Source organism: Actinomyces sp. ICM47 (assembly GCF_905369875.1).
Classification (GTDB): domain Bacteria; phylum Actinomycetota; class Actinomycetes; order Actinomycetales; family Actinomycetaceae; genus Pauljensenia.
In genome coordinates, this window is sequence record NZ_CAJPJE010000040.1 from 1 (window position 1) to 22,082 (window position 22,082).

The window sequence follows — 22,082 nt, forward strand, 5'->3', positions numbered from 1 at the left end:
CCACTGCGTGTTGTACATGGCGCCGGTCAGCGCGGTGACGGCCAGGTTTTCGGTGAGCGGACGATTCGGGTCGTTCGTGCGCATCGGGTTGTCCTCGAGGGAGTCGAGGAAGGAACGCACGGTCTCGATGCCCTCCTGGAGGTTGCGTCCCATCGGGCAGGTGGCCTGAGTGGCGCAGTCGGAGATCCAGTGCTGGAGCGAGGCGTCGAGGCCGCGCATCTGGAGGGCCGAGACCTCGTTGACGCTGAGGGTCGGGTCGAGGGCGCCGTCGAGCACGAAGCGGCCGACGCGCTCAGGGAAGAGCCCGGCGTAGGTGGCACCGAGGAAGGTGCCGTAGGAGTAGCCGAGCAGGTTCAGGGTTTCCTGCCCGAGGACGGCGCGCACCATGTCGAAGTCGCGCGCGGCGCTGACCGTGTCGATGTGTTCGAAGATGGAGCCGGAGTGGTCGCGGCACCCGTCGGCGAGGTCGCGCGAGCCTTCTTCGGCCTCGGCAATCGCGGATTGCGGGCTGTCATCGACGCCGTCGGTTTCGGCACCGGCGTTATATTCGTCCTTTTCCTCGTCGGTCATGCAGAAGACGGGGGTGGAGTCGCCGACGCCGCGCGGGTCGAGCGCGACGATATCGTAGGCCTTAACGACGGATTCGCCGAGGCCCTGGGCCGAGTAGTAGGGCAGCGCTGAGACAACGGGGCCGCCGGGGCCGCCGGGGTTGATGAAGAGCGCGGGTGCATCCTTGGCCCCGGAGCGGTGGATGGCGAGGGCGAGGGTGATCTGGTCACCGTCGGGGTTGTCCCAGTCCAGGGGCGCTTTGAGGAACGCGCACTGGTACTCGTTCGGGTCGGAGCTGTTGACGCCTCGGTAGCTGTCGAAGGTGCCTTGCGCGCACTTGCCCCACGTGATGCCCTGGTTGTAGTACGCCTGGATGTCTCCGCCTTGGACATCGATGGGCGCGGACGAGGCCGTGGCGGTTTTGGTGGGCGCAGGTGTCTTGAAGCGTTGGATCCCGTAGTAACCGACGACGGCCAGGATGATCGCGACGACTGCGAGGATCGCGACGGCTGCGGCCGCGATTGAGCGTGTTTTCATGGCCCCGATTGTAACGGAGTTCGTGCGGGCGGGACTTAGGCCTGGGGGCGCAGCGAAATCGCCATGTCTTCGAGGACGAGGAGGGGATTGCCGTTGGCGACGAGGCGTTTGCGCGCGGTTTCGATGTGGTCGACGCGCGCGAGGGTCTGGTGGGACGTGGAGTCGTGTGCGATCTGGTGTACCAGCTCGGACAGGTCCGTGTTGATGAGTTCGCCGTCACCGCCGACCTGCACCATGAGAATGTCGCGGTAGATGGCAAGCAGGTCGATGAGGGCGCGGTCGATGGCGTCGGTGAGGGCACGCTTGGAGCGGCGTTTCTGGTCTTCTTCGAGCTGGCGGAGCATCGTGCGCGAGGCTTTAGTGGCGCTTTCGCCTTCCTCCATGCCGAGTTGGCGCAGCAGGTCGGCTTTTTCGCGGGCGTTGCGGTCGCTGACCTGCGCGTCGGCCTGGGCTTTCGCTGTTTCGAGGAGTCGGTCGGCGGCCATGACGGCCTCGCCGACGCTGCGCACGGAGGCGGGCGCGGTGATGATGTTGCGTCGGCGCTCGCGCATCTGGGGGTCGCGGGCGAGAGCGCGCGCTAGTCCGATGTGGGATTGGGCGGCGCGCGCGGCTTCGAGGGCGACCTCGGGGGTGGCGACGCCCTCGCGCACGAGCAGGTCGGCGACCGCGGTCGCGGTGGGGATGCGCAGGCCGAGGTGGCGGCAGCGCGAGCGGATCGTGGCGATCATGTCCTCGGGGCTGGGGGCGCACAGCAGCCACACGGTGTGCTCGGGCGGCTCCTCGATGGCCTTGAGCAGGGCGTTCGCGCCGGACTCGCCGAGGCGGTCGGCGTCTTCGACGACGATGACGCGCCACAGGCCTTGGGAGGGCGAGGACTGCGCCTGCAGCACGAGTGAACGCGCGGTTTCGACGTTAATGATCGAGGTTTCGGTGGCCGCGAAGAGCACGTCCGCGTTCGTGCGTCCCATGGTCGTGCGGCAGCCGGGGCACTGCCCGCAGCCGGGTGTCGCTCCGGTGCACTGAAGGGCGGCCGCGAAGGCGCGGGCTGCGACCGAGCGGCCGGATCCGGGCGGGCCGGTGATGAGCCACGCGTGGCTCATGGAGCGGGCTTCGTCGGAAGTACGCCCGCTGCCTCGGGAGGCGACGATTGCGCGGGCAGACGCCGCGGCCTCGCTGAGCTTAGCGACCGCCGCGTCCTGACCTACCAGCGAGGACCAGACGCTCATCATTCATCCCACAGCGCGCCCTGGGACTCGCCCAGGGCACCCACCATGGTCGCGGGCTTACGCGAGGAACGCTTCTCGGTGCTGCCCTTGTGCGAGGCCTTGGCGGCGCGGTGCTTCCGGGTGGCGGTGGCCTCGGGGGCGTCAACGAGGATGGGGGCTGCCTCGTCAGTGGCGGTTTCCTCGTCCGCGGTGTCGGGGGCCGAGGCCTCGGGGGCGTCGGCGAGAGGGGCTTCCTCGGTCGACGCCTCGGGGGAGGCAACCTCGGGAGCGACATCCTCAGCCTCAGCGGGAGCCTCAGTCGGAGCCTCAGCGTCCGTGTCCGCGGCGGTCACCGATCCGGCGGAGCCGTCCACGGCCTCGTCGATGGTGCTGGAACCGCCGTCGAAGCGCTCGACGAGGACGCCGCGAATCTCAGAGAAGACCTCATCGACCGTGCCCACCGCGTCGATGACGACGATGCGCTCGGGCTCGGCATCGGCGAGGCGCAGGTATTCGTGGCGCACACGCTCGTGAAAGTCCATGGACTCGCGTTCCATACGGTCCGGGGCATCGGTGCGGCGGCGCGCGCCGACCTCCGGAGGCAGGTCCAGGAGGAAGGTCAGGGACGGGTAGAGGCCCTGGGTCGCCCACGCGCTCAGGGAGGCGATCTCATCGACGCCGAGGGAGCGGGCCGCGCCCTGGTAGGCCAGCGAGGAGTCGATGTAGCGGTCCCCCAGCACGACCGCTCCACGCTCGAGGGCGGGGCGGATGACCGTGGCGACGTGGTAGGCGCGGTCGGCCGCGTACAGGAGGGCCTCCGTGCGTGCATCCACGTCCTCGGGGCCGTTCTGCACGAGACGGCGGATCTCCGTTCCCAGCTCGGTGCCGCCCGGCTCGCGGGTGACGATGACCTCGCGGCCACGGCTCTCGAACCAGTCGCGCACGGACTGGATCTGCGTGGACTTCCCGGAGCCGTCGCCACCTTCGAAGGTGATGAACATTCCTCGCGCCGCCATCAGCTGTCCTTCTTCGTCGCGGCCTTGGTGGTGGCCGTCTTCTTGGCCGCAGTGGTTTTCTTCGTGGTCGTTTTCTTCGCCGCGGTCGTCTTCTTGGTCGTTGTCTTCTTCGCGGCTGTCTTGCGCGTGCGCTTGGGGGCGGGCCCCTTGGCGCGCTTGTCGGCGAGGAGCTCGTAGGCACGCTCGGCCGTCAGGTCCTCGACCGTCTCGGCGCGCGGCACGGTCACGTTGGTCTCGCCGTCCGTCACGTAGGGGCCGAAGCGGCCGTCCTTGACGGTGACCTTCTTGCCCGAGATCGGGTCCTCACCGAACTCGCGCAGCGGCGGGCGGGCAGTGCCACGGCCGCGGGTCTTGGGCTGGGCGTAGATGGCCAGGGCCTCGTCCAGGGTGATCGTGAGCAGCTGGTCCTCCGAGGCCAGCGTGCGCGAGTCCGTTCCCTTCTTCAGGTAGGGGCCGTAGCGGCCGTTCTGCGCGGTGATGACCTCGCCCGAGGCCGGGTCCGTGCCCACCTCGCGCGGCAGGGACAGCAGCGACAGGGCGTCCTCGAGGGTGACGGTGGCGATGTCCATGGTCTTGAACAGCGAGGCGGTGCGAGGCTTGACGGCGCTCTTCTTCGTCTTCTTCGCACCTTCCTCGGCGCCCTCGGCTGGCTCGGGCAGGACCTCGGTGACGTAGGGACCGTAGCGGCCGTCCTTGACGATGATCGTGTGGCCGGTTGCGGGGTCGACGCCCAGCTCGCGGCCATCGTCGGCGGCGCGGGCGAAGAGCTGATCGATGAGTTCGTCCGTCAGCTCGTCGGGGGCGACCTCCGGCGGCACGTTCGCGTGCGTCCCGTCGGCCTTTTCCATGTAGGGCCCGTAGCGGCCCACGCGCAGCGTCACCCCGCGGCCCAGGTCGATGGAGTTGACGGCGCGCGCATCAATGTCGTCGCCCAGCGAGGCGACGTCGTGGCGCAGGCCGCCGCGCTCGCCCGTGCCGTCGGGTCCGAAGAAGAATCCGGTCAGGAAGTCCGTTCCGTTCTCCTGTCCCGCGGCGATACGGTCCAGGTCGCCCTCCATCGAGGCCGTGAAGTCGTAGTCGACCAGGTTCGCCAGGTTCTCCTCGAGGAGGCGCGTCACGGAGAACGCCAACCACGTGGGCACCAGGTACTGGCCGCGGTGCGTCACGTACCCGCGGTCCCCGATCGTCTGGATGGTGGCCGCGTAGGTGGAGGGACGGCCGATGCCGAGCTCCTCCATGGTCTTGACCAGCGTGGCCTCCGTGTAGCGGCCCGGGGGCTGGGTTTCGTGGCCGTCGGGGGTGGCCTCGGTCAGGGTCGCGGCGTCGCCCTCGGCAACGTCCGGCAGGGTCTTCTCCGCATCGTTCTTTTCTGCGTCGTAACGCCCCTGATCGCGGCCCTCCTGGTAGGCCAGGCGGAAGCCCGGAGAGGTGATGACCGTGCCCGAGGCCGAGGACAGCACGTCGTGGCGCGCGCCGTCGACCTCGATGCCGGTGAGCACGCGGATCGTCGCCGTGTAGCCGACCGCGTCGGCCATCTGCGAGGCGACCGTGCGCTTCCAGATCAGGTCGTACAGGGCCAGCTGCTGCTTCGACAGAGAACCCGCCACCTCGCCCGGCGTGCGGAAGTGGTCGCCGGCGGGACGGATCGCCTCGTGCGCCTCCTGCGCGCCCTTCGACGTGGTGCCGTACAGGCGCGGGGCCTCGGCCACGGCCTCGCCCCCATAAAGCTGGGTGGCCTGCTCACGAGCCGCGTGAATCGCCTGGCTGGACAGGGCCGTAGAGTCGGTACGCATGTAGGTGATGTAACCAGACTCGTAGAGGGACTGGGCGGTGCGCATCGTCGAGGAGGCGTTCCAGTGCAGCTTGCGCGACGCCTCCTGCTGGAGGGTCGACGTCGTGAAGGGGGCAGCCGGGCGTCGGCGGTAGGGCTTGCGGGTCACCGAGTCGATAACCGAGGCCGGGGCGCCCTCCAGCGCGCGGGCGTAGGAGCGGGCCGTGGCCTCGTCCAGATGCAGGACGCCGGCCTTGGTGGCCTTCGCGCTCAACTCGCCCTTCTCGCTGAAGTCGGAACCGGTCGCGATGGCGTGACCATCCACGGAGGACACGCGCGCACCGAAGGCCTGGCCCGCCGACGTGAAGGCCGTGTCGATCGACCAGTACTGGGCGCTCACGTGGGCCATGCGGTCGCGTTCCTTGGCGACCACGAGGCGCGTAGCCACAGACTGCACGCGGCCGGCCGACAGGGACGGGCGGATCTTGCGCCACAGGAGGGGCGAGACCTCGTAGCCGTAGAGGCGGTCGAGGATGCGGCGGGTCTCCTGCGCGTCCACGAGGTCGGTGTCCAGATCGCGCGTGTTCTCCAGGGCGCGCTGGATCGCTTCCTTCGTGATTTCGTGAAAAACCATGCGGCGCACGGGAACCTTCGGCTTCAAGACCTGCAGGAGGTGCCACGCGATAGCCTCACCCTCGCGGTCCTCATCAGTTGCCAGGAAGAGTTCGTCGGACTCCTTGAGGAGCTTCTTGAGTTCGGTGACCTTTTTCTTCTTATCCGGGTTCACCACGTAGTACGGCTTGAAGCCCTCGTCCACGTTGACAGCGAAGCGGCCGAATGGCCCCTTCTTCATATCCTTGGGCAGCTCGGAGGGCTGCGGGAGGTCACGGATGTGGCCGATGGAAGCGGTTACGTGGTAGTCGGGACCCAGGTATCCCTCAATGGTGGCGGCCTTCGCAGGAGACTCCACGATCACGAGCTTCGTCGCTGACATTCCCTGTCCCTTCCCCGTTATTTCCCCAGTATTTGTAGCACCTCACCGGCGGGTCTACGCGCCGAGGCATCTGGGAGGACCTTACCGCGTCCCACCCACATCTGGGTACCTGGGCCACCTCCGCGCGTCTCACGCCTGTCGCGCTTGACATGGACGGGGCGGGGGCTGATTCTCGCGCGCGCGTATTCCGCTACGACGGTAACAAACGCATCGCGGTCGGCTTGTCGTGGCTGGACCACCTCCCTATCGGTTCCTCCGGTCGCGCTCACCCCTCGCAGGCCCCCTCTGCCGATTTTTCCTCCGGATTCTCCGTCACCTGGGAGAACAAGCAAGGACCTGGGTGCCAAGGGGCCGGTCGTCATCTCCTATGATTGTGGCGAAATCTCCTCCCGTCGGGCACAATGCGAGACGTGATCCTACGCTTCCTGTCTCAGATTCCAGCCCCCGTGTGGTTCGCCCTCGGCGTCTTCGTCCTGTGGTGTTTGCACGGCCTGCTCGACGATCTTGTCGCTATCGCGCGGGGCAGGATTCCCACACCCGCCGACCTGCGAAAGGCCGGCAAGACGAAGAAATGGAAAAAGGCCAGCGCAGAGCACGTGCCGGTCGTGAGCGGGTCGCGCGCCTCGATGGCGTCCGATCCGCACGCGAGGCTGCTTGCTCCCTCATTCCCTAACGCGTTGTGCAACGACAACCCGGTCAACGTCCTCGAGGTCGCCAGCGTCGAGGATACCCGGAAGATGCTCGAAGACAGCTGGGAGATCATGAACCGCGCCGACCTCGTCACGCGCCTCTATCGGCTCCTGTGCGGCGACCATAGCAAGGGGTACGCGGCCCTGCGCAGCAGGTGTGCCGATCCCGAGTGGGTGGAGCGCGTCCTCGAGGACCTGGACAAGACCGTTGACAAGTCCACGATGGACGTGGAGATGTGCTGGCGCATCCATCGTTTCCTGAATAATGATCGGGGCATCCAGGACGTGGAGTTCGCAGCCTGGGATTTGATGCGCGCGGCGATGCTGACACGGTCGGGCTTCGCGCTCGGCTGGCTCAGTGAGGACGAGGCATGGGACACTCTCGCACTCATCAACCACGCGCTGCAAATGCACTATTCCTCGTGGGACGAGGCCTGGGAGGTCTACCGTCTCGGCCGCTGGCTGTGGGCGGCCGAAGGACCGGAAGAGGAGGCGGTCGACGACATTCATGATCGCGCTCGAGGCGCGTACCTGCTGGGCAGGCGCGGCCTATGGAAGTCCCTCCCGTGGGATGCCCCGATCCCTGAGTCCCGCTTCCTCCTGCTCGACGCGGTCGCCGCCATCGGTCGCCTGCAGGTGCTCTCCGTCAGCAACTGGCGGAAGGCCTCGGCCTGGGAGCGGGAGCTGGACGCGCAGGCGCGCTGGCGCGCTCCCCTGGCGATGGGCGGTAAGCCCATCGTCCACTGACGCGCCGCGACCGCGCCCGGCCTGGCCTCAGCCGGCCACGGCCTCGTCCCACGATGAAGGTCACGGGCTCGCGCAAGGCCCTGAGCACCGACGTCCACGCACGGACCCCGGCTGTGCGCCGCCACCGGCAGAACGGTCGGGGTCCGCGCACGTCACCCAGGCCTCGTCCATGCCCGCGCGCATAACGTTTGTGTGAGCGAGTCTCCATCGGGCACAATCGTGACCGTGATTCCTAATGTCGTCTCTGAGATGCCCATCCCCGTGATGTTGGCGGTCATCGTGGTGCTCGTCGGCCTGCCGATCATCTTCATCAAGGACGCTCTGACCCGATCCAAGGGAGCCATGCCCGCGCCGACGGACGTGCGCAAGGCCGGCAAAGGCAACGAGTGGGACAAACTCAACAAGCATCACACACCCAAGTTGCGCGGATCGCGCAAGGCCCTGGCGACCGACGTCCATGCGCGCCTGCTCGCACCGTCCTTCCCCTACGCGCTGTGCCACGGCAACCCGGTCGACGCGCTCGCTGTGTCCGAACCCAGCTCCACTAAGGAGATGCTGTCGCACGACTGGGAAGTCACAAACCGCCTAGAGCTGCTCCGCCAACTCTATTGGCTCCTCCAGAAGGGACACCGCAAAGACTTTGGACACACGCGCGAGCAGTGCGGCAACCCCTCGTGGGTGAAGAACCGCCTCGCGCGCCTCAACGAGGTCGCCGACGAGCAGACGGACGCGTGGGAGGAACGCTGGCGCATCCACCGCTTCCTCAACAACGACCGCGGCATCAACGACGTGGACTTTGGCGCGTGGGACTTCATCCGCGCGGCCATGCTGATCCGCGCGGGCGCGGCCCTCGGGTTCATCACGGACGAGGAAGCCTGGGACACCCTCGCGATCATCAACCACACGCTTCACATGTCCTACTCTTCATGGGACGAGGCCTGGGATGCCTTCCGCCTCACCCGCTGGCTGTGGGCCGCCAAAGGGCAGGCACAGGAGGCCGAGAACGACCTGCACGACCGCAACCGCGGAGAGTTCCTTATCGGAAAGAACGGCCTGTGGACTGCGATCCCCTGGGACCTCCCCTCCCCCACGTCTCGTTTCCTCCTGCTCGACGTGCTCGCAACCGAGGGCGGCCTGCACCTGCTGTCCCCCTCGGGCTGGGAGGACGCCTCGGCCTGGGAGAGGGAATTCGACACCCAGACGCGCACCCGCGCCCCCATGTCCATCGGCGGCAAGCCGATCGTCCAGTAGCCACGCCGCCGCGCACAGGACGTAGAATAAGTCGTCAGTCCTGATACGCGAACCGCACAGTCCAGTAGGAAGTCTGGGCGATGCCTCGCATCCGTCGCTGCCCCGAGCAGAATCCAGCGTCATCGGGTCCACCGTGGTGTACCTGGAGACGAGTAATGAAGACGGAGTCCACACTATATTTCGATGGTCAGTTCTGGGTCGGCGTCATTGAGCGCCACGAGGCCGACCGCGTTCGCGCCGTTAGAATCGTGTTCGGCGCGCAGCCCTCAGACGCGGAGTTCTACGAGTTCCTTCTCGCTCACGCTAACGCTCTCCTGTGCCGCCTCGACGAGGCCGCTTGGACGCCCGATATAGCCCAACGCCAGACGACGCACCACAACCCTAAGCGCGCACAGCGCCAAGCGTCTCGCCTCGCTCGCCGTGCGCTTCCTTCCACTGCGTCACAGGCATCAATTCAAGCGGAACGCGAACGCACGGCACAAGAACGAGCTTCCACAACCAGGCAGGAGAAACGAGAGAAATCTGAAGAGAAACGACGACTCGCCCGCCTGAAAGCGAAAGCTCGCCACCGCGGCCACTAAGGGCTGCACGTTAACCCTTTGACACGCACGTAAACCCCATGACCTGCGCGTAGGCGGCGCTGCCCAGGTGTATATCGTCAGGCCCACGGGCGCATCATCGGGTCCACGTGAGGAAGTGGGCGAACACGGGCGACCACGAAGTGGATAGGAAAGCACGAACTGGATAGCTTACGACGTTGTGGATAGGAAAATAACCCGTCCAGAATCGCGGTTCCTATCCAAATCGGCATTTCCTATCCAGAACGTTCGGCCCTCTCCCTCCCTGGTGGAGGACGTCGCGATGCAGGCCACCGCAGTAGCAGGCCTCGCGCCAGCAGTCCCGCAGTAGCTGGCCCCCGCGCGGAGGCAGTACTTCCGTGCATCGCCAACAGACTGAAGACACACACCCCCACCTCCTGTACAATGTTCTGTACATAGGCGAGCAGAGGAGCACCCATGAAGATCATGACCTACACCGAGTCGCGCGCTCGCTACGCCGAGGTTCTCGACCAGGTCGTCAACGACCGCGAGGAAATCGTCATCACCCGGCAGGGCCACGAGAGCGTCGTCATCATCGCCCTCGACGAGTACGAGTCCCTCATGGAGACCGTCTACCTCATGCAGTCCCCCGCAAACGCCCGCCACCTGCGCGAATCGATCGCACAGCTGCGACACGGCAACCTCGAAGAGCACGATCTCATCGATATCCCTGACGAGGAGAACTAACGATGCTCAAAGTCTTGTGGACCCCACACGCCTGGAACGACTATGTCTGGTGGCAGTTCGAGGACCGCAAGACCCTCAAGCGCATCAACGCCCTCATTGCGGATATCCAGCGCAACGGGAACGAGGGGATCGGCAAGCCTGAGCCTCTCCGCTACGAATACACCGGCTTTTGGTCGCGTCGGATCGACGGACGTAACCGATTGGTTTATCGCATCACCGAAGATACGGTCGAAATCGTTGCCTGCCGCTTCCACTACGGCCAGTAGCATTCACGAGGACCGGGCCACGCCCACAGGACGGGCAACGACACCCTGACGCACAGCGCCGCAACGACGCTCAGTTCGTCAGGAATCCCCAGCGGATCAGGTCACGCAGGGGTATCTCCATCTCGGCGCGGACGCGCCGCGCCGAGTGTTTCCGCCGCCTCGCGCGCGAGACCCGTCGGAGCGTCCGGCAGAGCGTCGAGCGCCCGCAGCACCTTGGCCAGGGCACTCGATCCCTTCATCTTGGGGCGCAGCTCATCGGGCACGCACACCCTCATGCCGTAGTCGCCCGCGAGCGCCACCAGGGCCTCGACCATACGATTCGCACCCCTGACGCCGGCCAAGGACGGCAGCAACGCCGCAATGGTCTGGGCGACGCGGTAGCCGGCCAGCGCCGAGATGGACGCGCAGTCGGTGAGCGTCTGGGTGACCCTCCCGGGACCGAACCACCCGTTGCGCAGCAGGTAGCCGAACTCACCAGCCATGGCCGCCTGGTCGTATCGCCCGGTGTCGGCGAGGCGGGCGATGGCCTCGGCGGCGATGGCCCGATAGTGTGTCTGCGCGGCGGTGGATGCCCACGCCAGGGCCGAGTAGGTGGGCGCGCCCGGCGCCCGCCACCCCTCCCCCAGCGCGCGCACGATCACCTCGAAGGGCGCAATGACCTGCGGGAATTTGACAAACGCGCCCTGGAGGACGGGCATCGCGTGGGCGGCCAGAATATCCGGGTTGTGTTGGAGGGCCCAGGCAGCCCACGCGTAGGTGACGCCGCTCGACCGGTAGTCCCCGGATTCCAGGAGCCGCCCGGTGAACTCGGGAGCCACCCCAGCGACGTTTGCGAGGGCGCCCGCCAGCGAGTCCTCGCCCGTGGCTGGGGTTTGCCCGGGGATCACCCACGTCTCGTGCATGTCATCGGTCTTGGTGTACTCGCCGCGCACGACGCTCACCGGCTTTTGATAGGGGGCACGGATAATCTGGCGCTCCCACTGCACCTCCATGGGTTCCAGCGGCTCGGTCAGGATCGGGTCGAAGCGGTACATGTCCTGACCGTTCGGCTTGTCGTAGGGCTTGTCGCGCAATGCGACGCGCAGCTGCTCGTGCAGGAGGCGGACCGGGCCGCGGTGCTGCTCCCACTCGCTGCCCTTGCGCCGGTAGCCGCGGAAGTGGCCGGCCTCGGGCGCGCCCTCCACCTCCACGTCGCGCAGGAGCCGCGAGGCCAGGTAGGACAGCTGGTTGGCTCCCTTCCAGTTGGGCGCGCTCCGCCAGTACTTGGCGAGCAGCACCTTGTCGGCCTCCGCCAGCTCGATGCCCTCGCCGCTGATGCGCGTCAGGAGCGCGGGCAGGGAGGCGCCCGCAGCCGTGTCCTCGAAGAGGGCGTGCAGCGCCGCGACGGCCGCGTCGTTGTCGTCGGGAAGCTTGGCGGTGTGCGTCGTGCGCGGCTGGTCCGCTGCGGGGGCGTCCGGGAACGTCCACGAGGCCTGGGCGCCCTCCCCGGGTTCGCGTCCCTGGGCGGTCGCACCGAGGGCGGCCGTCCCCGCAGACCCGGCCCCGGCCTCGTCCGCAGGATCACCGGAAGCGTCAGAGTCCCCGGAAGTCGCGGGGGCCACAACGAGCGTGACGGCACGATCTCGCAAGTCGAGGGGAAACTCAACGGCACCCACGACGTCGCTGACGGCGGCCGCGCACCCGGGATGGGCCTTGACGAGGGCGGCAAGCAGGCGCAGGTACGCGCGCAGCAGCTTCTTCTCGGAGCGCGCGAGGACCCGGGCGCTGACCTGCACGAGCGCGTCCACCTGCTCCACCGACAGCTCCCCGACGAGGCCCACGAGGGCCTTGTGCGCCAGAGACACCGTCGGCGAGGGTCCGGCCCCGAGCAGGGCGATGAGGTCCGAGGCCGCCGCGACCTTCTCCTCGCGCGTCGGTTCGAGCGCCTCCCAGGCCAGCGAGAAGACGCGGGCGTTGTAGGCGGAGAAGTCGCGCCTCTGGGCGGCCAGACACTCGGAGAGGATGCGGGGCCGCAGGTGCGGGAGGCGCGTCGCCATGTAGCGGACGAGGTCGTGGCTGTGCAGGCGCTCGAAGTCTCCGCCGGGCGCGGAGGGGTCCTCGCGGTACATCCACACGAAAAGCGCCGAGCCGGGCAGGGCGCCCTCGACGCGGAAGAACTGCCAGAACTCGTGCTCCAGGAAGGTCGGGTTTTCCTCGAAGAAGCGCTGCTTCTCATCCGAGGTGGGGTGAGGCGCGGGAACGATCCTGCGCGCGAAGTACTCCAGGGAGGGCGCGGAGGTCAGGTACGCTCCACGCTCGGCCAAAATGGTGCGGTAGGTGTGCCAGAAGGCAACGCCGCCGGGGCTGCCGGTGGCCTCCTCGAGCCACTCGCCGCTGCGCTGAGCCGCGCCACACCTGTGAGCGGCGAGCAGACGCTCCAGGTCCGTTCCCTCGCGCGGGTCACCGCCGCGGCGCCCCGACCACCGGGCACCGTAGTCGTCGCCGGCGTCATCGCTCCCAGCCAGGGCGGCGCGCAGGAACGCACACATGCACACCGTGTCCTCGGGGACCGCGTCCCACTCCCACTCAACGGCTGGCGGAATGAGTCGCGTGAAGGGCACGGACTTGAACAGGGAGCGCCGGTCCTTCTCCGATGCCCCCTCCAGCACCCGCTCGTAGGCATCGATGGCGCTCTCCCCGGAGGCAAGGAGGCGTTTGAGAGCCGCGCGGCGCTCAGCCAGGGTCGCAGGCGCGGTCATTGTCCCTTCTCTTTCAGCGTGCGAGCATACCTGGCCGTCTGGGAGGTCCCTCGGAAAAGAGCGAGCCAGCCAACAAGCTCCTCGCCCAGCGGCGGCGCCCACCCCTCGGCCTGCGCCCGCGCGTACTGCACGGTGACGACGCCCAGCAGCTGCCCGATGCCCGTACGCCCACGCTCAAGACCGGGAAGCAGCGCGAGCGCTAGGTCCAGCGCGAGTCGGGGGTCCACGTTCCCCAAATCCTTGAACGCCTGCGCCCACCGGTTCAGTTTCACGGTGTGCGCCACAGCCGCGAAGCCGGCCACGGCCTCGTCGAAGGAAAGGTCCCCGCGTGCCATCAGGGAGGCCAAGGCCTCGACGCCGAGGGCACGCGACTCCACCTCGCGTTCGCCCATCGCCTGGCCGAGGAGCCCCGCGGACAGCGAATCCCAGCGTCCGCCGTGCTCACACAGGGCCCGGTAGCAGTCGGCGGTCAGCCCGCTCGAATCGAAGAAGTTCCACCGTGAGGCGAGCAGACACACCGCGAAGTGACGCGCTGAGGCGGGGTACGTGTAGCGATGGAACGAGTAGTTTCCCGCTCCACCCGTGATCTGCGCAAGCACGCTCAGCTCCGCTCCCGTCGCGCCCGTCTGCGCGCCGGCGATGCGAGGAGTAAAGAACGCATAGACGGGCGAGCCGTCACGCGCGACCTTCGGCTTCCCGCTGCGCGACTCGTAGGCGGGGTGCCCCTCCCACATAACGGAAAGGGAGGACAGGTAGCCCTCGGCACGTCTGCGCACCACCCCCTCAAGGGCGAGGCGAATGCGGGCAACGGCGGAGGGTGGCAGGTCCCCCTCCCGCTCCTGCGCGAGCGCGAGCGCTGCTGGGCAGTCCGGATGCTCGGTGTCTACGCGCAGCAGCGCCTGGGTGAGGTCTGCGGGAGGGGGCGCGGCGTCTCCGTTGTCCAGGGCACGGCGCACGAGTGTCAGGGGATTCACGGCTCCCCGGTCATCGGTAGGCGTGGCCAACAGGCGGTACCGCTGCCCTCCCGCGAGCAGCTCTGTCACCTCTCTGATGCGTTGGGTCACGTGGGTCGGCACGTTCTCTATTCGGAACCATTCCCGCGCAGACTCCAAGGGGTCCTCCGTCCCGGCTGTTCCCCCATCGAGTGCAAGCTGCAGGAACACCCCGAGCATCTGCTGCGACCCCGGCACACCCCCAGTCAGGCGCCGCACGAGCGGGCGCAACGATTCCAGCACGGCCGGGTCAAACTCGGGGGAGACGAGAAAAGAAAGCAGCAGCTCGTATTCGAGCCCCACCTGTGCCTTCTCGGCCAGGACGCTCACCCGCCCACTCACGTCCTCCGCGCTCATCGGTACCAGGTCGGCCACCTCCCCGGGCGGCGGCAGGAAGGCTTCAGGCTCGACCTGAGTTCGCGCCTCGTGGACGAGGCCGGGGCTGGGCCGGTCGCCCACCGTTCCGGCGGACACGAACTCTCGTGCCTCGGGGGTAACCAGCGGGTCCAGGTCAGCCTGGCTCACGATGGCTGCGACGCTCTCGCGCGTCAAGAGGCTGGCAGTCACGTAGTCGCGCGCGAGGCCCAGCGCCGCCCGCTGCACTTGCGCGTCCGGGAAGGAGAACGCAACGCCGAGCAGGGGTTCGACCTCGGTGTCCTCCACGGCCCCGAGGCCGTCACGCAAGACCCCCAACACTCGCAGGGCATTCGCCTTCGATCCCATGAGCGCGCCCTCGCAGCTGCGCACAAACAGCTCCAGGTCGAGGCGACCGGCCTTGGCAAGGGCGGTCAGTTGCCCGACCGCCAGGGTCACAGTCGGCCCAACGGGAGAGGACATGAGGGTACAGAGGACCACCTGGCGGGATTCGGCCTCGTCAAGAGTCATGGCAAGCAGGCGCAGGGTGCGCGAGTACCAGCCGGCGCGAGCGGAGGGCAGGTCGGCGACGAGCATATCGAGGAGAGCATCGATGAGGCGATCCCGGTCGACAAGTCCCTCATTGACGCTGGCCTCGAGTGTGCGTGACCAACCGGGCGACAGCCTCGAACCCATGGTGGCAGAACGGTCGGAGGAGGACAGCGACACGCCGCTGTTGCCTTCCTGACGGAGTATCCCCCACACCAGCTCCTCGTGCAGCTCCTGATCGGCGCGCATGAGGGGCAGTTGCAGCCCGGGTTCGAGGCCGATGAGCGCCGTCAGGTACCGCTCGTCATGCTCGAGGGCCAGGTCGCCGTTCAACTCAGCCAGGCGCAGGAAGCCGATTCCGTCCAACCACGGGCCGGACAGCCGGGAACTCATGCTCAGGTCGCCATCCGTGGGCGGGCCCCCGTTGATCTCCAGCATGCGCGCGTAGACCTCGTCGAGCGTCCACTGGTCCGGGTGCTGCCGCACCCACAGATGCAGCCTCCAAAAGTCCATGCATTCATCCAGGGTGTCGGGCAGCCAACGGATGTTGCTCACGATTCCTCCTTCAAGACCAAACAGACGGCGAGGACGTGTTTGCAGGGACCGCGCCCGCCCCTGTGTTTCATCCACCACGGACAGGTGCAGCTGTACTCGCCGATGGCATAGGGGTCGGCGGGCACCTCCACCCGGTAGCGGTTCGCACCCGAGGCGACGCGGAAGCGTGCCCTCTCCTCGCGGGTGATCGCGCCGCGTTCAATCAGCGTGCGTGCGCCCGACAGGCGCGGGTGCATCGCGGTGAGCGCGTCGGGGCGGACGGCAGGGGGCGGTGAAAGTAGGCACCCTCGGTGACGTCGAAGCCGACTTGCCCGCTCGAAGCGAGGAGCGCCAGGCCGCCAGCCACCCGGTCAGGGGCCAGACCGGAGCGGGACGCCATGAGCTGCGTGTCGATGCGCGGCTCGAAGGAGAGCAGGGCGGAGAGCGTGTCCGCGTCTTCCTCGACACGCGGGTTGCCGAGGGAAGCCAGGACCGCCCCCTCCCCCGAGAAGCCGCGGGACTTGGCGGGACTGAGCCCCACGCTCAGCCGCGCACCCGGCATGCGGGCGACCCACAGGGAGGCGACCGGCTCGCTGCCCGCGTCCACGTCAGGTCCGTAGGCCTCGAGCGAGGTGATCAAGTGCAGGAGCGGCTCGAATACCCGCAGCCGCTCGGGACCGGCGACGCATGCGGCCCCCGGCGCAGGCCTGGTTCCCAGGCGCAAGCCGCGCACGGCCCTGCCCGCCCACATGACAGTTCCCGTCGCGCTGGACCTCGGCAGGCCTCGGATAAACGCGCGGGCCTGCGCGGCGTTCAACGTGTGCAGGGGCATCATTGCGGAGGAGAGCATCTGCGTCTCCGCGAAGCCCTTGAACCAACGCAGGGACAACGGCACCTTCTCCTCCGTGACCTCTTCGTCCAGGGTCGTGGCCGTCAGCCCCTCCTCACCCACACCCAAGTGCAGGGGTTCCCCAGCTCGCAGCGACGCCAGGGCGGCGCGCAGCGGCTGGTTCACGTCCACGTTGGTCACGCCAACCGCACAGTGAGCGGCGTCCAGGGCCGAGGCCTCCACGTCGAGCCTGGCGTACACGCCGCAGCACACGCTAAAAGACTCGAAGCGCAGGCCCTCGGCCGTGTTGGTCACGACCGGGTCGAGCATCCCGATGCGGGTGAGTCCACCGCCTGGAGCAACGACCATGCCGGGCGGCACGTAGAAGCGGGTGCGCGCCACGCGTGCGACCGCGAGCAGGCCAGCGGCCACCACGTCGGGGCGCTCCATAAATCCCGAGAAGAAATAGGGGCACGCGGCTTCCCCCTCGGGGGTGGACCCTCCCGAGGTCGCCAGCGCAAGTCCCGCATATTCGTCCAAGCGCGAGGGGACACCGTAGCGGTAGGCCAGCTCGTAGTCCATGTCGCTCCTTCGCGTCATTGTGGCGCCAGGCTAACACAGGGTCCCCACGTCTGGAGTCGACTTCGCGCCCACCCGCGTTCACAACACGCCCGAAATGACGCTACACATTTCACCTGATACGGCACGGGCGGGCGCGACTGCCTCTCACAGCCGCGCCCGCCCACGCTCGCAACAACACTCAGTACGTCAAGAACCCCCAGCGGATCAGGTCGCGCAGGGGTGCCTCGACCTCAGCGCGGACGTCGTCGGCCTCGACGGAAGTCAGCATCGCGACGGCCGCCACGATCTGGCCGACCGTCAGCTCACCATCCGAGGCACCCACGACCGCAGACACCGCCGACGAGACGGGCACAGACCGGCCCAAGCCCCCGCCCTGATGCAGAATCAGCAGCTCCGGATCCGGGCTGCCCGGCACGTAGTGGCGCTCCTCGCGCACGTCCGAGGCGCGCGTCAGCACCGTGTCCCACAGCTCCGGGCCGCGCAGGGAGGCCAGCGCCCACGACACGTCGCGCCCACGCGGGGCGTGCCCATCGAGGGACAGGTCGAAGGCGCGCCTGCCGCCCGAGGCTGCCTCGGCCTCGTCGAGCCTGCGCAGCGCCACGAAGCCCATGCCGATCGCGCCCGTGCCCGCGCGACGGAAATCCACCAGCCACGACGTGTAGGCGCGCTCGTAGTCGGCGCGCGCCATGAGCGGGCCGCCCGAATCGCGGATCCACATGTCCACGTAGCGCGCCGGGTCGAGCACGTCACGCTGGACCACCCACGCGTCCACGGGCAGGCCGTCCAGCCACTCGTCGATGCGCTGGGACCACTGCGTGTCCGGGTTGCGGCTCGCGGGAATCTCCCAGTTCGCGAGCATCTGGAGCGTGCCGCCGGGTGCCATGCAAGAGGGGGCACCGCGCAGGACTGCGGCAATCAGGTTGTCGCGATCCATGCCGCCGTCACGATACTCGTGCATGCCCGACGCGCAGCGCACGGTATCTGGCGTGATCACGAAGGGGGGATTCGTGACGATCAGGTCGAAGGTCTCACCTTCGACCGGCTCAAACAGGGAGCCTTCGCGCACGTCAATCGTCGTCTCGTTGAGGGCGGCGTTGAACTGGGTGAGCGCGCACGCACGCGCCGACACGTCGGTCGCGACGACGCGGCGCGCGTGCGTGGCCAGGTAGAGAGCCTGGATGCCGCAGCCGCAGCCCACATCCAGGGCCGAGTCGACCTGATCGCGCACGGTCATCTCCAGCAGCGTCCGGGTCGCCCCGCCGATGCCCATCACGTGGTGATCGGCCAACGGCTTGCCGGTCTGTCCCTCCCCCAGGTCCGAGGTCACCCACCACTCGCGCTCGCCGCCAGGCAGGGCCGCCGCGTGAGGACGCAGATCGTACAGGGCGCGCATCCACGGGTCCACCACGACCTCGGGCTCGGGTTCCTCGTCGGGATCGCGCATCGTCGGCAGGGCGGGTGCCGTCGGGAACGAGGCCTCCTCCCCCTCGCCCGCCTGCGCGCGCTCACGCTTGGGCGCGGACTTAGAGCACGGGCGGGGCATGACGAGAGCGGAGACGGCTTCGTCCTCGTCGATGGTGGCTGCGAGGCCGAGGGTCTCCAAGCCAGCCGCGCCCAGCGTCGGCAGGGCCGCGTCCAGGGCCGAGGCACGCTCGGGCTGTCCGCCGATAAAAAAACGTGTCAAGGTCGCTGCGGGGGCGTCGACGCCCGCGAGTTCGACCAGTGCGGGTAGGCGCGAATCGCGCATGAGGGCGGACAGAGCACCATCGCTGAGCAGCTCATCCAAGGTGTCGGTCGTCCAGCTCGACGCGATGACGTCGGCGCGCAGGCGCGCAATCATGTCACGGTCGAGGGCGGGAACGGGTGCGGAAGTTGTCATGACTCTAGACTATCCCCGCGCGTACAATGCGCGGGTACCCACACGAGGGTCAAAGGAGGAAACCCATGTCCGGAGGACTTGTCGCCCTGCTCGACGATATCGCGACCCTCGCGAAAGTCACGGCCTCATCCATCGACGATGTGGCGGCCAACGCTGTCAAGGCCTCGTCCAAGGCGGTCGGCGTCGTCATCGACGACACGGCCGTCACTCCCCAGTACGTGTCGGGCCTGAGTCCGGAACGCGAGCTGCCCATCATCGCCAAGATCGCGCGCGGCTCCCTTATTAATAAGCTCTTTATCATCCTACCGATTGCGCTGCTGCTCACGTGGCTGGCACCGCAGGTCTTGCCATTCCTGCTCGTCGTGGGCGGCGCGTACCTGTGCTTCGAGGGCGGCGAGAAGGTCCTGGAGAAGCTCGGATGGCTACCCGGCCATCACGAGGACCACGAAGAGAGGGGTGCTGCCTCCGCCGAGGAACTCGAAAAGAGCATCGTGTCCTCCGCGACCCGCACCGACCTGATCCTCAGCGCCGAAATCATGCTCGTCTCCATGGCCAACCTGTCGAATGAGCACGGGGTGATGCGCGTCGCCGTCCTCATCGCGGTCGCATTCTTCATGACCTTCTTCGTGTACGGGCTGGTCGCCCTGCTGGTCAAGGCCGACGACTTCGGCGTCCACCTGGCTCGCGGCGCACTCGACCCCGAGGACAACCGTCCCGGCCCCGTCGACAACATGGGCCGCACCATCGTGCGCATCATGCCCCACATCTTCAACGTCATCGGCGTCGTCGGCACGGTCGCGATGCTGTGGGTCGGCGGCCACCTCGTCATCGCGAACCTCGCCGAGGTCGGCGTGGGCGTCTTCCACCACATCCTCGAGACCGCCGAGCACGCGGTGTCCGCAGCGGGCGGCTTCGTGACCTGGCTCGTCGAGACCGTCCTGTCTGGCGTCTTCGGTGTCATTCTCGGTGCCGTCGTCGCGTGGATCGTCGTCGGGGCTTCCGCGCTCGTGCGTCGCGTGCGCGGAAAGGCCTGAGTTTCCCCCTCTTTTTCACGAGGCCGGGGCGGAGGATGCGTGATCGCGTTCCCCTGCCCCGGCCTCGTCGTTGATCGCGATCCGCGAAAGGTGACACACAACCCCTTCGCAATCCGGGACTAAAGTACTACCCTTGGAGTCAACAGCCAAATGATGACGACGCCCAGGAGGAGCATCATGACCATCTACACCCTGCCCGACCTGCCCTACGACTACTCCGCTCTCGAGCCCCACATCTCCGGGCGCATCATGGAGCTGCACCACGACAAGCACCACGCGAACTACGTGGCCGGCGCGAACACCGCGCTGGAGAAGCTTGCCGCCGCCCGTGAGGTCGGCGACTTCGCCGCGATCAACCTGTGGGAGAAGAACCTGGCCTTCAACCTTGGCGGCCACACCAACCACTCCATCTTCTGGACCAACATGACCGGCGAGGGCGTGTCACGCCCCGAGGGCGAGCTCGGTGCCGCCATCGACGAGTTCTTCGGCTCGTTTGAGTCCTTCCAGGCTCAGTTCACCGCCGCCGCCCTGGGCTTGCAGGGTTCCGGCTGGGCCGTCCTCGCGTGGGACACCGTCGGCAAGCGCCTCGTGACCTACCAGATGACCGACCAGCAGGGCAACATCCCGGTCGCGGCCGTGCCGCTGCTCATGATCGACATGTGGGAGCACGCCTTCTACCTGGATTACCTCAACGTCAAGGCCGACTACGTCAAGGCCTGGTGGAACCTGGTGAACTGGGAGAACGTCGCGTCCCGCTTCCAGGCCGCTCGCCTGTCTTCCGGCCTGGTGAACGCCCACTCCGCGCTGTCCGACCTCGGTGCCCACGCGGTCGACACCGTCAAGGGCTGGTGGAAGAACTGAGCATCCACGTCCTGTGACCGTGGTCACCCTGCGCGCCAGTCGCCGCGACGAGATGGGGGTTTTGCACCATTAGACGCCTCGTGACGGCGTGTCGTCGGCATGTCGTGGCTCTCATGACGCAATTCCCCCATGCCCCCGCACGCGGCCCGGGCGCTGGTGACGCTGACGACGCGACCACCACGCCTACACACACGCAGCAGAGGCGGGATCCTTCGGGATCCCGCCTCTTTCGTCGCATTCCGGGCAAAGATTACGGAGCGGGCGGCGCACACAAACCCCGCCACAGTGACGATTCCAGCTCTTCCAGACCAACTCAGCCACACGCGGGCCCACTAATTCGCGCTCGGGTCCGCCTGCCATCACTGCCCGCGCAATCTCTTCCAGAGCAGCAAGGGGAGCCGTTGCGAATCAGTTCAGTCACATGTGCCCCCAACATTTCGCACGTGGGACCGCTCACGCACGCGCCAACCCTCCAATCCGCACGTCGACCCTCCAATCCGCACGTGGACCCGCTAATACGAGCGTGGGCAGCCCCGCCCACGCTCCAGATAGCGGGTTTACGTGCGACATAGCGGGTTAACACTCGCAATAGCAGGCTCACGTGCGAGCAACGCGCTATGACAGGTACCGATGCGCCCAAAACGCAGACCACTTCGCCCATAACAGCCCGTTTTCAGCGTTTTTCGCCGAGGTGGTCTGCACTTTGGGCACGACACCACCGCGAACCGTGATCTCACCGCCACCCGAAGGGGGCTTGCACTACTCGAGACTCCGACACGTCGGCGACACTCCGTCAGCCAGCTCCTCATACCACAAAGACCCATCGCCGCCCACTTGGAGACCGTTGCACAGTGGGCTAATCCCAACCCCGCAGGCATGAAGGGCACCGCAAGACCAGCGGACATGGCTGCGGCGCCCATGGGCGGGGCCGGGCCGGGCTAGTCACAGCGACACAAGCGCCGCCGGTGTGGAGGGTGCCGGAGGGTCCGGAGGGCCAGGCTGCGGTGCCCGTGGGCGGCGGCGGGGCCTGGCCGGGCTTCGAGACGACGCGCCGAGCGAAGCTCGCAGCGCGGACGGCTCGCGGGCGGGCCGCCGCCCACGGGCACACCAAGCAGCCCGGCCTAGCAAGGCACACCACGCAGGCAGCCAGGGTTATAGGACAAAACGTGTTGGTTGAGGGGTTAGTCCCAGGTGTTGTGGTAGGGGGTGGTGTGGTGGAGTTCGTTGAAGCAGATTGCGTCGCCCCAGCCGGGGATGGTGCCGGTGGCTTGGTGGGTTTGACAGGCTTGATACCAGGCGTTTTCGAGGTATGTGTCGGTGGGCATGGTCGCCAGGATTGTCGCTGCTGGTTGCGGGTGGGCTGAGTGGGTGTAGCACCACCAGAACACGGCTTTGATGCGTCGGGTCAGGCGCATGCCG

At 67.5% G+C, this 22,082-nt stretch carries 16 protein-coding genes and 1 pseudogene; 7 read left to right on the forward strand and 10 right to left on the reverse strand.

The window, feature by feature from the left end; all coding sequences use genetic code 11:
- The 4 genes from QZ149_RS07890 to topA all read right to left on the reverse strand — a co-directional run.
- A partial coding sequence (locus QZ149_RS07890) for an alpha/beta fold hydrolase (RefSeq protein WP_291450804.1) occupies positions 1-1,086 on the reverse strand: 1,086 nt, incomplete at its 3' end.
- A 35-nt stretch (positions 1,087-1,121) separates the two neighbouring features.
- Positions 1,122-2,315, reverse strand: coding sequence for a DNA polymerase III subunit delta' (locus QZ149_RS07895; protein ID WP_291450805.1), 1,194 nt, complete (start codon positions 2,313-2,315; stop codon positions 1,122-1,124).
- Complete coding sequence (gene tmk, locus QZ149_RS07900; protein ID WP_291450806.1) at positions 2,312-3,307, reverse strand: dTMP kinase; 996 nt, start codon at positions 3,305-3,307, stop codon at positions 2,312-2,314. The genes QZ149_RS07895 and tmk overlap by 4 nt, the downstream gene beginning before the upstream one ends.
- Positions 3,307-6,072 carry a type I DNA topoisomerase gene (gene topA / locus QZ149_RS07905; RefSeq protein ID WP_291450807.1) on the reverse strand — a complete coding sequence of 922 codons (2,766 nt, stop codon included), beginning with the start codon at positions 6,070-6,072 and terminating at the stop codon, positions 3,307-3,309. The genes tmk and topA overlap by 1 nt, the downstream gene beginning before the upstream one ends.
- Before the next feature lie 401 nt (positions 6,073-6,473).
- On the opposite strand from topA, the gene QZ149_RS07910 reads away from it, so the two are divergent.
- The 5 genes from QZ149_RS07910 (at position 6,474) to QZ149_RS07930 (ending at position 10,311) form a co-directional block, all read left to right on the forward strand.
- Positions 6,474-7,508, forward strand: a complete 1,035-nt coding sequence (locus QZ149_RS07910; RefSeq protein WP_366488384.1) for a DUF1266 domain-containing protein — start codon at positions 6,474-6,476, stop codon at positions 7,506-7,508.
- A 225-nt stretch (positions 7,509-7,733) separates the two neighbouring features.
- Entirely contained in the window at positions 7,734-8,759 is a 1,026-nt protein-coding gene (locus QZ149_RS07915; RefSeq protein WP_291450809.1) for a DUF1266 domain-containing protein, read from the forward strand.
- A gap of 155 nt (positions 8,760-8,914) precedes the next feature.
- Positions 8,915-9,340 (forward strand): YjdF family protein, encoded by a 426-nt coding sequence (locus QZ149_RS07920; RefSeq protein WP_291450810.1) that lies wholly within the window; start codon positions 8,915-8,917, stop codon positions 9,338-9,340.
- A gap of 435 nt (positions 9,341-9,775) precedes the next feature.
- The gene (locus QZ149_RS07925) at positions 9,776-10,045 is read left to right on the forward strand and encodes a type II toxin-antitoxin system prevent-host-death family antitoxin (protein ID WP_291450811.1); all 270 of its coding nucleotides are present in this window, start codon (positions 9,776-9,778) and stop codon (positions 10,043-10,045) included.
- A gap of 2 nt (positions 10,046-10,047) precedes the next feature.
- On the forward strand, positions 10,048-10,311 hold the full coding sequence (locus tag QZ149_RS07930; RefSeq protein ID WP_227236715.1) for a Txe/YoeB family addiction module toxin: 264 nt from the start codon (positions 10,048-10,050) through the stop codon (positions 10,309-10,311).
- Between the two features lie 101 nt (positions 10,312-10,412).
- On the opposite strand, the gene QZ149_RS07935 is transcribed toward QZ149_RS07930, so the two are convergent.
- From QZ149_RS07935 to QZ149_RS07955, 5 genes are all read right to left on the reverse strand, one after another.
- Entirely contained in the window at positions 10,413-13,049 is a 2,637-nt protein-coding gene (locus QZ149_RS07935; protein ID WP_291450813.1) for a DUF6493 family protein, read from the reverse strand.
- Positions 13,046-15,499: a DUF6493 family protein gene (locus tag QZ149_RS07940; protein WP_291450815.1), complete on the reverse strand. Its 2,454-nt coding sequence runs from the start codon at positions 15,497-15,499 to the stop codon at positions 13,046-13,048. The genes QZ149_RS07935 and QZ149_RS07940 overlap by 4 nt, the downstream gene beginning before the upstream one ends.
- Positions 15,496-15,735, reverse strand: coding sequence for an SWIM zinc finger family protein (locus QZ149_RS07945; RefSeq protein ID WP_291450818.1), 240 nt, complete (start codon positions 15,733-15,735; stop codon positions 15,496-15,498). The genes QZ149_RS07940 and QZ149_RS07945 overlap by 4 nt, the downstream gene beginning before the upstream one ends.
- Entirely contained in the window at positions 15,702-16,889 is a 1,188-nt protein-coding gene (locus QZ149_RS07950; protein ID WP_291450820.1) for an SWIM zinc finger family protein, read from the reverse strand. The genes QZ149_RS07945 and QZ149_RS07950 overlap by 34 nt, the downstream gene beginning before the upstream one ends.
- A gap of 178 nt (positions 16,890-17,067) precedes the next feature.
- Positions 17,068-18,768 (reverse strand): methyltransferase, encoded by a 1,701-nt coding sequence (locus QZ149_RS07955; protein ID WP_291450821.1) that lies wholly within the window; start codon positions 18,766-18,768, stop codon positions 17,068-17,070.
- A gap of 65 nt (positions 18,769-18,833) precedes the next feature.
- On the opposite strand from QZ149_RS07955, the gene QZ149_RS07960 reads away from it, so the two are divergent.
- Together QZ149_RS07960 and QZ149_RS07965 are read left to right on the forward strand one after the other, a co-directional pair.
- The gene (locus QZ149_RS07960) at positions 18,834-19,802 is read left to right on the forward strand and encodes a DUF808 domain-containing protein (protein ID WP_291450822.1); all 969 of its coding nucleotides are present in this window, start codon (positions 18,834-18,836) and stop codon (positions 19,800-19,802) included.
- Positions 19,803-19,979: 177 nt separating this feature from the next.
- On the forward strand, positions 19,980-20,663 hold the full coding sequence (locus tag QZ149_RS07965; protein ID WP_291450823.1) for a superoxide dismutase: 684 nt from the start codon (positions 19,980-19,982) through the stop codon (positions 20,661-20,663).
- A 1,181-nt stretch (positions 20,664-21,844) separates the two neighbouring features.
- Here QZ149_RS07965 and QZ149_RS07970 read toward each other — a convergent pair.
- A pseudogene (locus QZ149_RS07970) lies at positions 21,845-22,082 on the reverse strand (IS256 family transposase); the annotation flags it as partial.